Here is an 11,027-nt window from a genome sequence, read left to right on the forward strand (position 1 = left end):
AGATTTTTTTGATGTGAAATTTGCATCAGGGGGATCAATGGGATACTTATCTCTGCTTTTACTTGCTGGCGTAAGGCTGTTGCGTAAGTAATTGGTACGAGAAATCTGCCATAAAAGGGTCTTTTAAAAGACCCTTTTATGTTCATATCGCCAGTTATGTTGATATCGGCAGTTATGTTGATATCGACGATAGCGCCAATCCTTCACGGGTAAAAGCTGTGCCTTAAAAGCGCAGTGACACCCCGGCATAGAAGGTGCGGCCTACGGTATCGTAAACCTCAGGCACTGTGCCGGCATCTTTGCCGTTAGAGACTCGCTGAGGTTTAGTATTGCTCAGATTCCTCACCCCTAAGGTCAGCATCGCCTGCTCGTTAATGCGATAAGTACCTGAAATATCATGGTACATGCTTGAACCAACCCGATTGCCTTTGCGTAAATCGCTCATCGGCCCAAGGTAGCGGTTTAGATACCAGAGCCCCCAATTACCTGCGCTGGCCGTCATCGTGAAGTGATTGCGGACACGGCCATAGGCGCCAAAGCTACCATCGATGGTGCCGGCGTACTCACTATTATCCTGTTCAAAATCCATGAGGTAGGTAGTGTCGTTCGCGGCGGTCCACTCGAGGCCTGCAGCGTTAATGCGATAGGTCACATTCATGTCAACCCCTGCCGTTTCAAGCAAGCCCACATTGGTTAAGCGGCTTGTGATATTGTCCATATCGCCGGCGGGGGTGATATTGAAGGTGGTGCAGGCGTTAATGTCACCCGCATAACAGGCATGGATCCCCGCCTGCACATCTAAGCGCGACACGGCATCGGTCACGGCTACGCGCCAATAATCGAGGGTGAGCGCGAGGCCATCAAGATACTGGGGCGAATAGACTAGGCCCAACGTGTAAGACTTGGCGTTTTCCGGCTTAAGATCGGGATCTGCCGTCCGGTTGACCAAAATTTGCTGAGGTTTAGTATTATCCGACCAAGGATCGATTAAATTCTCAAAAGAGCCTTGATTGCCGCCATATAATTCAGCGACATTCGGCGCGCGAAAACCGCTCGATGCCACAGCGCGCAGCATAAGATCTGCCGTAGTCTGGTAGGTTAAGCCCACCTTCCACGTGGTTGCCAGACCAAAGCTTGAGTAATCGTCTAAGCGCAGCGCAAACTGGCCGTTTAGCGCCTCGCTAAAGGGAACGCTCAGCTCTTGGAACACCGAGAATACGTGGTAGCGTCCGTCGGTCGGCGCTTGTCTTGGCGCCGTGCCCTGCCCCGCGATCATAATCGGATCGGGATAAAAATAGCCGCTTTCGCTGCGATACTCCGCCCCGATGGCAAACTCAATGGCGCCAGCACTTAATTCAACCAGTTCACCGCTGGCGGTGGCTAAGAGCGTTTGCTGCTCATTACCACCGCGGGTGCGCTCGGTAAAACTGACGGCGTCCATCATTGCCTCAGTCAACGGCTCGCCAGAGAACCAGCTAGCTTGGTCAGCGTAAATGGCCTCGGCCATCCAATCTGCATGGATTGAATTGGCCACGGCGGTATCGGCTTGGTTTTTACCAAAGCCGTAATCGATACGCCAATCTAGCCCACGGTGCCAACCGACATGTCCAGCCAGCCCTGCTGATAGCTGCCAAGTATCCGTATCTTGCGAATAAATACGCGGGCCCACCTCGGACATGCGCCGCAGATATTGCACTTGCCCTAAGGCATTTGCGCCAATGCCAGCGGCAAGCATGGCATCGTCAAGGAGGACGCAGTCACCACGGGTGAATGGATCGCATACATTCAGATTGATCCTTGCCGGTTGCCCGGATAATTGCTGGTTTGAGCGGCGATTGGTGTACAGGGCATCCACATTCACTACGACGCCATGATCCAATGTATGGTTCATGCTCGCAAATACGCTGCGCCGCTCATTGGGAGTTTGGAAGTACACATCATCGGCATAATTGTAAATGTGTGGCGATTTAATCCATTGGCCATTTTCATCTTGTACCATGCCATTTAAGGTCCCAGACGGGATGCTGCTACTGTTGTGATCCGTGGGCTTATACCAATCACGATCCCCCTGCATGACCTCAGCACGATCGGCAAATACCACCCCAACACTGTAATTACCGCGAGCACTGTTCACGCCATAAATGGCGCTCAGGAGCTGCGTCTCGCCATCACCCTGTGCGCTCACCCCACTGGTAACATCGACTTGTAAGCCATCATATTCGCTATGGGTAATGATATTAACCACGCCTGCTATCGCATCGGAGCCATACACCGCCGAGGCACCGTCTTTGAGGATCTCAATGCGTGCCACCATCGGCAGGGGAATGGCATTGAGATCGACCGAGCTATCGGCGCCCGAACCGGAATTGACCATGCGCCGACCATTGAGCAGCACTAAGGTACGTTTGGCTCCCAGTCCGCGTAAATCGACCTGAGCAACGCCGCGAGCGCCATTATTGGAACTCGCACCTAATGCCGACCCCGGCATGGACGGCTGTTGCTGCAGGATCTGCTCAATCGAGGTAAAGCCTTGGGCGTTAATCGTGGCGGCATCAATCACGGTTATGGGTGATGCACTTTCCCAATCTTGGCGCTTAATATATGAGCCTGTGACTTCAATACGTTCGATGTTGCTGCTCGTTGCAGCAAAGGAGGCGGTGGACACCATTAAGCCTGTGCAACTAACAACGGCATATAGGGCTAAGTTAATCGTACTGGCGATCTGGGCAAATTTAGGCATGGATCTGACTCTCAAGAATAACGGTTATCGCAAAGCGCTTAGGGTGCCGATATAAGCGCTAATATCAGCTAAAGTCCCACTGGCGAACGGCTGTCGGGGATCCTGCGGATTATCCGTTTTAACGTCAACGAGGTTTTTTTTAACGTTTAACCGCCAAGTTTGTTACTAAAGCGTACTGCGTTTGATAAAAAGCTGGCAGCGGTGAAAACATTTGCTTTATTAACAAACAGCCATCTTGATATTTGCCAGTCAATCGCAGCAAAGCTGATGTTAAAAACACACAAAATGCTTACATCGGGATTATTTGAAAATGTGATGTTGCGCAGCGTAACAAACACTATGCAATCTTTTGCTTTTACAATAGGTTTTGCCCTTTCACATCGGTTATGTCAATGCGGGCAAAATGGTGGTTGCCTGCAGTCGATATCCTGATGTTGAGCGCTAACATGCTCGATAGAAGCGCGAGTAAAGTGGCGGCCGGGGGATTGCGCAAAGGCGCTAAAACCCTTCATAATCTAGGCTTAACCCATCGTTCCGCCTGTGATTCACCCCAAGGTAGCTATGACTTTTTCTCTATTGGATATGTTTGCATTGCTGTGGTTTATTGTTGCGTGGGCGGGCTATACCGCCTTTGCCAGGCGTAAGGCAAAAGATACCGACTGTATTGCCCGAGGTCTGCATAAGCATCGAATTTACTGGATGCAGCAAGTGATGAGCCGCGAAATCCGCGTGGGTGATGCGGCGCTGCTGGCCAATCTTGAGCGCAATATCGCCTTTTTCGCCTCCAGCACTCTGTTTGTGCTGGCGGGGGTGTTAACCCTTTTTGCCCAGGTCGAGCGTCTTGAGGCCGTGATCGCCACGATTCCCTACGCGACCCCACCCAATCATGCGCTGGTTCAGGTTAAATTAGCGCTGCTGGTCGTGATTTTTGTGATGGCGTTTTTCCAATTTACGTGGTCAATGCGCCAGTATGGTTTTGTCAATGTCATGATAGGCGCAGGCCCCTTGGATAATGAAGGGTCCAATGAGCACCTTAATGCCTACGCCAGACAAATGGCCACAGTGCAGGATCAGGCCGCCCATTCCTACAACTACGGCCTGCGTGCTTATTACTTCTCGATGGCGGTACTGTGCTGGTTTGTCCATCCTATTTTGTTTATTTCAGCCAGCCTGTTCGTGGTCATCACCCTGTATCGGCGCGAATTTAAATCCCGCGCCGTTATCGCGATCACCGCGGCCAAAGGGCATTTAGGAGCAAACCTGCAAGCCCGTGAGCAGCAAAAAACCAATTAATCTCCTTCATTAGCAGCGCAGCGCTCGGCTGCGCTTAAGCTAAACGGCGATACAGGGCTTGATAAGCTTGGCAATCCGCGAGCAGGGCCTCATGGGTGCCGGAGGCGATAATACGGCCTTGGTCGAGCAAATGAATGCGATCCATTTTCGCCATCGCCGTTAAGCGGTGGCTGATCATCAGCATGGTTTTATCTTTAGCAAATTCAAATAGTAGATTTAAGATCTCCCGCTCAGTGCCTTTATCTAACCCCTCCGTTGGTTCATCGAGCAACAGGAGCGGCGCATCACGCAGCAAGGCACGCGCGACCCCAATCCGCCGCTGCTCTCCCCCGGATAATTGCCGGCCACCTTCGCCAATCCACATCTCTAAGGGGTTATCAGCCGTGAGCAACTGCGCTAGCCCCACTTGTTTTAACACCTCAATCAATCGTTCATCATTGGCGGTACGCTTTTGTCCTGGTATCACCGGCAGCGCGAGGGCTAAATTGTCCCTCAAGGTGCCAGCAAAGAGATAAATGCGCTGGCTGACCACAGTCACCGCCTCACGCAGGGCCTGCTCGCTATAATCGGTTAATCGATGGCCATCGAGGAAAATCTCCCCCCGCTGCGCCTGCCACTCACGGGTCAGCAGCGCCAGTAGACTCGATTTACCCGAGCCTGTCGCGCCGAGCAGGGCAACCTTGTGTCCGGCGTGAATGTCTAACGAGCATCCCTGCAACACCGCTTGCTGCTCACGATAACCAAAATGGATATCGGCAATCGTTAGCGCCCCCGAGCTGGCCCGCAGGGAGCTGTCGGCGACAAACTGCACCTCGGGCTGCTGCCCAGTGATTTGTGTCAGCCGCGTGGCCGCCAGTACGCAACCCGATAGGTGCTGAAATGCCCCGGCGATGGGCATTAACATCTCAACGCAGGCCATAGTGGCAAATACCATCAAGGCAAACATCGGCCCCGGCGGGCGGGCATCTCCCACGCCATTGGCGGCAAACCATAGCATCATCATCAGCGCCGAACCTGTGGTGAGGATCAGCATGGCTTGGCTTAGCGCGGTGATATTGGCCATCGTGCTTTGGCTGCGATACAGCGCGGTCTCGGCCTCATCCAGCCGTTGCCTATATCGGCCGTCTGCCCCAAAAAGCGTCAGCTCAGCTTGGCCTTGCAGGATATCGAGCAGTTGCACTCGGTACTGGCGCTTCGTCTCGAGCATGGCGCGGCTCGGCCCATGGCCAAGACGATAAAATAACCACGGCAGCACGCACCAAGCCGCCAACAGCAATAGACACAAGCTTAACGCCAGCTTGGCATCAAACCATGCCAGAAACAGATACAGCAGGCCTGTCACCAACAGCGAGGCGGCCATGGGCGTGAGTAACCTTAGGTATAAATGATCGAGGGTATCGATATCGGCCACTAAGCGGTTGAGCATATCGGCGCGGCGCAGTCCCTGCAGATCTTTCGCACTTAACGGAAAGAGCTTTTGCCACGCCCACACCCGCAGTTCAGTTAACAGCTTAAAGGTCGCCTCATGGGTGGCTAAACGCTCGCCATAACGACTGGCCGTACGGGCGATAGATAAAAACCGCACCCCACCGGCAGGGGTAAAAAAGTTAAACAGCTGGGCGGTGGCGAGGGTTAAGCCCGCCACGGCGGTCGCCGAAAGAAACCAGCCCGAGAGCGACAGCAAGCCAATCCCCGCCATCAAGGTCGTCAGCGTTAAGCCTAAGCCTATCGACATCATCACCCATTGGCGGGCAAATAAACGGATAAAAGGGATGAGGATCTTCATTGCGCCGCTCCTGTGTTGGCCAAGGTGTGCTCGGGTTCCAATGATGGCCCTTTGTCTGTCGCAGTGGCGAAGCTTTCGGTGCTAGCAGCCTCCTCAGGGCACATCTTAGGGGGGATGAGCGCGATGTCGCTCGCCAAGGTCATATTCTCCTGCAGCAGAGTGTGAAAGAGCCCGGGTGTATTGGCCAAGGTCTGAAAATTCCCCCGTTGAACAATGCGGCCCTTATCCAACACCAAAATGCTATCCATATGATCAAGCTCATCTAATCTGTGAGTCACCATGACACACATCCGCCCCACCATGGCGGCATTTAAGGCTGAGCTCACCTGCTGCTCACTCTGGCTATCTAAGCTTGCGGTGGGCTCATCTAGCACAAATAACTGCGCATCTTGCCCCAAGGCGCGGGCAAGGGCGAGACGCTGAGCTTGGCCGACTGAAACGCCCCCCGCCTGCTCGCCTATTGGCGCATCAAGCCCGAGGGGCTGAGCTTGGACAAACTCCTGAATATTTGCTGCGGCCAGCAGCGACCAAATGCGCTCATCTTGCATGGCCGGATTGGCTAAGGCCACATTCTCGCGCACTGTGCCGTGGAATAATTGCGGCTCTTGCCCAAGCCAAGCAAGCTGGCGGCGCAGCGCGGCCACATCGAGGCTCGTAAACTCATGGCCGTTAATTTGCAAGCTGCCTTTATAGGGCAGAAAACCCAATAACGCATTGAGCAAACTGGTTTTACCCGCACCACTCGGCCCCACTAATGCCAAGCGCTCCCCCGCGTTCAGGCAAAAACTTATCGGCCCTAACAGGCGTGTCCCATCGAGACTATACACCTCTAGCGCCTCCGCCTTGAGCTGCGCAATCGCACTAAGCTGGAGCTTACCCGCCAGTTCTGGCTCAGGGTGCTCCAATAAGGTCATCAAGGCTTCGGCGGCACCAATGGCCTGTGCCTTAGCATGATAGTGAGCGCCCATATCCCGTAGCGGCTGATAAAATTCCGGCGCTAAGATCAAAATAAACAAACCCACAAACAGACTAAAAGGTAAGCCACCTTCCGTCTGCGTGTGCGGGCCAATGCCGCCATGGCTGCCGTAATAGCCAAAATCCAAATGGCCTAAATAACTAAAGCCAAAGTAAACCGCCAACACGGCTATCGAGACTGCAGCAAAAAACTCCAGCACCGCTGAACTTAAAAAGGCCATACGCAGTACTGCCATGGTGCGGCTGCGAAACTCCTCCGATGCCTTAGCAATCACGCTAAGCTCCGCCTCTCCACGATAAAACAGCTTAAGGGTACTCAGGCCCTTTAATCTGTCCATAAAGTGGCCGCTGAGTCTGGCTAACGCATTGAAGTTTTTGCGATTCGCATCGGCAGCCCCCATGCCAACTAAGATCATAAATAAGGGGATCAGGGGGGCAGTCAGCAGCAGGATAAGTCCGGCGGCCCAATTGATTGGAAAGACCGCCGCGAGGATCAGTAGCGGAATGGCTCCCGCGAGGGTAATTTGCGGTAAGTATTTGGCATAAAAATCTTGTAAATCTTCAACTTGCTCTAACACTATGCTCGCCCAACTGCCCGCGGGCTTGCCCTTGATAAAAGCCGGGCCGAGACGAGTCAATTTATCTAAAACCAAGCGACGGATATGCCCGCGTAAACGCTGCCCCGCCTCAAAGCTTGCTCGCTCGCGGCCATAGGCAAGCAGGGCGCGCAGCAACATTAACCCTAACAACGCCATAAAATGGGGCAGATAATCGCTGGCCGTGCTCACCCAAGGCGCAGCTCCTGAGGTTTGCGGCCCTATGGCATTGTGGATAATCACCCCATCAAGAATAGTGGCAATCAAATAAGCCTGAGCCACCAGCGCGATGGCGCTTAACATGCCCAGCCATACTGCTAATTTAAGGAAGATGCCACAGGCCAGTTTTTGCGCCTTAAGCCACAACAGAAGGGATTTTTCTAACGACTTATCCATGGTGCTCCAACAACATAATGCGCCTTGCCGCGAGCGGCAACTCACAACAATCACTCGACTTAAGGGGCTTGCAACGGTTAAAAAGTTGCGCTAGGGGCAGAGTATCGCAGGCATCCACGGCAGATGAAACCTGAGGACGGGCTTTTGTTAGCCTATTCACAAAAACAAAATCAAAATCAAATGATTCATCACTCACGCTGGCACATTCAGCCGTGTTGGCCGCCGGAATGACCACGCCAAGCGGCGCCGCCATAGGCCCAAACCGCCGCGTCAACCATCCATGCCAGCACTTACGTTAACTGAGCTGCGCCGTATTTCACTAACACATGCCAGAGCAATTTCAGCTCATGCGCCACTTGGGCGCGATTGCCGCGATCGCGCCAATGCTGCGGCGCATGGTATAAATCCCTTGCTGCCACACCAATCGCATAGGCATTGACCTTATCCTCAATGGCGATGCGACCTGCCAACGATGGCATCGTCGGGCCGCGAAAATCACTGGGAACTTGCTCCGTCTGCAGGCTAAACCCCTGATGATATTGCAATGGAATATCATACCTATCACAGATTTTAACTAAGGTGTCGCCGATTTCTGTCCCCTTAAAACTGCGGTCTGCCACGAGCATGGCAATATCGTCCCTTAGGGAGACCTCCCCATGGATCTGCGCCTCGATATAATGGTCCAAATTAGTCGACAGCGGCCGCTTAAAACGCGCCGTTAAGGCGTCGTCTAGTTGCTGCCCAAGATAATGGATCAGGTTTTGCGGCTTAAACCTGGCGTCACCCAGGGCATAATGCCGCTCAAAGCTCTCGGTCAGCAGGGCGGCAAATACATCGTCAAAACAGGCTAATGTGCCTTTTTCTTTGGGATTGCGATAAGAGTCAAGGTAGGTAAAAGTGGCACGCCCCAACACATGGGGATGGGTGAGTAAATAACAGCTGCCAAAACGGGGGGCGGGGCCATCCTGCCACATGCCCAGATCTAGGGCGCCATATTTCGGCCGCGCTTTGGTGCCCTTGTAGGCATCACCGAAAAAGTGGTTTTCCCAATGATCCCGAGCGCCACCTAATTCCGGAGACAGCTGGCCATTGGAGATATGAGTTTCAAACTGACTTCGATACTGACCATCACGCCATAAGCCTTCGGCTACCGTCATGCCGCGACCGTCGATACGATCGGGGTGAAAATGCAAGGCAATTCGGCCACAACTTGATAGTTGCTTCAAGGCGAGCTGCATTTCACTCATTGGAATATTGGCCATCTGCTGCACATTTTTAATGATGGCGATGGCCTGTTCACACCGCTCACGCGCCTGACGTTCTATATGCTGTATCGCTGTCATAGTCCACCTGCAATGGCGTATCATCGTCTAGCAATAATGGATCCTTTAAGGAGTAAGGCAAAGAGAAAGGCAGGAGGCATTCGCCTTAGCGCGCTTGCTATCCCACTCACCAATCTCATGCGCTTAACCTCGCGTTTAGCCTCGCGCCTCACCACTGCGCTTACTTGAGGATGCCATCACTGCAATCTATTGAGAATATTGTTAATTCTAACTCAATAACGTCACCTTACTGCAAACAAATTAACACAATCGTGATCGCGTGCTAACTCCAACGTAAAATAGCTCGCGCCCACCATTAGGCCGATTGCAGCCCATGACCGTCGATGTGGCCTCATATGGCCACAAAAGACGGCCGGGGACAGCAATCCCAAGCTTATTCGATGGCGCTAACAGGCCCGATCCTGTAAGCTGCACGCCCGCCAGCAAACCTGGCCATTGACCACCTATGCAGCAGCGCGTTGCCATAAGAGACCTATCTATGAGTTTTGCCTCCCTGGGTTTATCCGCCCCGATACTAAAAGCCGTCGCCGAACAAGGCTATGACACTCCCTCGCCCATTCAAGCACAAGCGATCCCCGCCGTGCTTCAAGGCCAAGACGTCATGGCGGCAGCCCAGACCGGAACAGGTAAAACCGCGGGGTTCACCCTACCTTTGCTGGAATTACTGAGCAAAGGCCAACGGGCTCAAGCAGGGCAAGTGCGCGCCTTAGTCTTGACGCCGACCCGCGAGCTGGCAGCGCAAGTGGCTGAAAGTGTTGAGACCTATGGTAAATACCTGCCACTGCGCACGGCGGTGGTCTTTGGTGGTGTTGGCATTAATCCTCAAATCACGCAGCTACGCCGTGGCGTCGATGTACTCGTCGCGACGCCGGGCCGCTTAATGGATTTGTACCAGCAAAAGGCCGTAAAATTTAGCCAGCTTGAAATCCTCGTGTTAGATGAGGCCGATCGCATGCTCGATATGGGCTTTATCCATGACATTCGTAAAATCCTCGCGATCTTACCTAAGCAGCGACAAAACTTAATGTTTTCAGCCACCTTCTCCGATGAGATCCGGGCGCTTGCCAAAGGCTTAGTCAATAACCCGCAGGAAATTTCGGTAACGCCGCGCAACGCGGCGGCCAATACGGTAAAACAGTGGGTTTGCCCGGTCGATAAAAGCCAAAAATCGGCGTTATTGACCCAACTGATCAAACAAAACGACTGGCAACAAGTGCTCGTCTTTTCACGGACCAAACATGGGGCCAACCGTTTAGCCAAAAACCTGGAAGAGGCGGGCATCAAAGCCGCGGCCATTCACGGCAATAAAAGCCAAAGCGCCCGGACTAAAGCCTTGGCGGACTTTAAAAATGGCCAAGCGCGAGTACTGGTGGCAACGGATATCGCCGCCCGCGGCTTAGATATCGATCAATTACCCCAAGTGGTCAACTTTGATCTCCCCAATGTACCTGAGGATTATGTGCACCGTATCGGCCGCACTGGCCGCGCCGGCGCCTCAGGCCAAGCTGTGTCACTGGTGAGCGACGAAGAAATTAAACTGCTGCACGATATCGAGCGGTTAATTAACCGCGTCATCGATCGTGAAATGGTGGAAGGTTTTAACCACGTATTACCGGAGTCTCGTTTAGGTGGCGCCAGCAACTCCCGCAGTAAATCAGTGCCGAGCCGCCGACATCATCGCAGTTCAACCCCCAACGCAACGCGCGAGGGCACGCCCAAAAATACCGAGCATAAAGATGGACAGCGTAGCGGTGATGTCGCTCGTGGCCACAAACCAAACGACAAAAATCCAAGACACAGCATCAACGCCAATACGGGCTCCCGCAGCACCGCCAAGCCACGTCCGGCGCGGGCAAAGGATGGCCGAGCCAATCATGCCAGTGACAGTCAGGCTGCCA

General features: G+C 53.4%; 8 protein-coding genes. 3 read left to right on the forward strand and 5 right to left on the reverse strand.

Translation table 11 applies throughout. From position 1 onward, the window contains the following. Positions 1-13: 13 nt before the first annotated feature. Positions 14-91, forward strand: coding sequence for a GlyGly-CTERM sorting domain-containing protein (locus ACRCZA_RS13300; RefSeq protein ID WP_438674908.1), 78 nt, complete (start codon positions 14-16; stop codon positions 89-91). A 132-nt stretch (positions 92-223) separates the two neighbouring features. On the opposite strand, the gene ACRCZA_RS13305 is transcribed toward ACRCZA_RS13300, so the two are convergent. Together ACRCZA_RS13305 and ACRCZA_RS13310 are read right to left on the reverse strand one after the other, a co-directional pair. Next, entirely contained in the window at positions 224-2,740 is a 2,517-nt protein-coding gene (locus tag ACRCZA_RS13305; RefSeq protein ID WP_438674901.1) for a TonB-dependent receptor plug domain-containing protein, read from the reverse strand. 146 nt (positions 2,741-2,886) lie between these two features. After that, positions 2,887-3,078 (reverse strand): hypothetical protein, encoded by a 192-nt coding sequence (locus tag ACRCZA_RS13310; RefSeq protein ID WP_438674902.1) that lies wholly within the window; start codon positions 3,076-3,078, stop codon positions 2,887-2,889. Between the two features lie 223 nt (positions 3,079-3,301). Between ACRCZA_RS13310 and ACRCZA_RS13315 the strand changes: the two genes are divergently transcribed. Next, positions 3,302-4,033: a DUF599 domain-containing protein gene (locus tag ACRCZA_RS13315; RefSeq protein ID WP_438674903.1), complete on the forward strand. Its 732-nt coding sequence runs from the start codon at positions 3,302-3,304 to the stop codon at positions 4,031-4,033. A 34-nt stretch (positions 4,034-4,067) separates the two neighbouring features. On the opposite strand, the gene cydC is transcribed toward ACRCZA_RS13315, so the two are convergent. The 3 genes from cydC to ACRCZA_RS13330 all read right to left on the reverse strand — a co-directional run bounded on the left by cydC (position 4,068) and on the right by ACRCZA_RS13330 (position 9,129). After that, positions 4,068-5,819, reverse strand: a complete 1,752-nt coding sequence (gene cydC, locus ACRCZA_RS13320; protein ID WP_438674904.1) for a heme ABC transporter ATP-binding protein/permease CydC — start codon at positions 5,817-5,819, stop codon at positions 4,068-4,070. Further along, the gene (gene cydD, locus ACRCZA_RS13325) at positions 5,816-7,786 is read right to left on the reverse strand and encodes a heme ABC transporter permease/ATP-binding protein CydD (protein ID WP_438674905.1); all 1,971 of its coding nucleotides are present in this window, start codon (positions 7,784-7,786) and stop codon (positions 5,816-5,818) included. The genes cydC and cydD overlap by 4 nt, the downstream gene beginning before the upstream one ends. A 290-nt stretch (positions 7,787-8,076) precedes the next feature. Further along, positions 8,077-9,129: a DUF3626 domain-containing protein gene (locus tag ACRCZA_RS13330; protein ID WP_438674906.1), complete on the reverse strand. Its 1,053-nt coding sequence runs from the start codon at positions 9,127-9,129 to the stop codon at positions 8,077-8,079. Between the two features lie 478 nt (positions 9,130-9,607). Between ACRCZA_RS13330 and ACRCZA_RS13335 the strand changes: the two genes are divergently transcribed. Then, positions 9,608-11,027: DEAD/DEAH box helicase (locus ACRCZA_RS13335; RefSeq protein WP_438674907.1), on the forward strand; the 1,420-nt coding region annotated here is incomplete at its 3' end.

This window comes from Shewanella sp. (assembly GCF_051658185.1).
In the GTDB taxonomy this organism is placed as follows: Bacteria; Pseudomonadota; Gammaproteobacteria; order Enterobacterales; family Shewanellaceae; genus Shewanella.

What these genes read in the sequence shown, in the direction of transcription:
- cydD (WP_438674905.1), bottom strand. Translation starts at nt 7,786, where the DNA reads ATGGATAAGTCGTTAGAAAAATCCCTTCTGTTGTGGCTTAAGGCGCAA.
- ACRCZA_RS13305 (WP_438674901.1), bottom strand. Translation starts at nt 2,740, where the DNA reads ATGCCTAAATTTGCCCAGATCGCCAGTACGATTAACTTAGCCCTATAT.
- ACRCZA_RS13330 (WP_438674906.1), bottom strand. Translation starts at nt 9,129, where the DNA reads ATGACAGCGATACAGCATATAGAACGTCAGGCGCGTGAGCGGTGTGAA.
- ACRCZA_RS13315 (WP_438674903.1), top strand. Translation starts at nt 3,302, where the DNA reads ATGACTTTTTCTCTATTGGATATGTTTGCATTGCTGTGGTTTATTGTT.
- cydC (WP_438674904.1), bottom strand. Translation starts at nt 5,819, where the DNA reads ATGAAGATCCTCATCCCTTTTATCCGTTTATTTGCCCGCCAATGGGTG.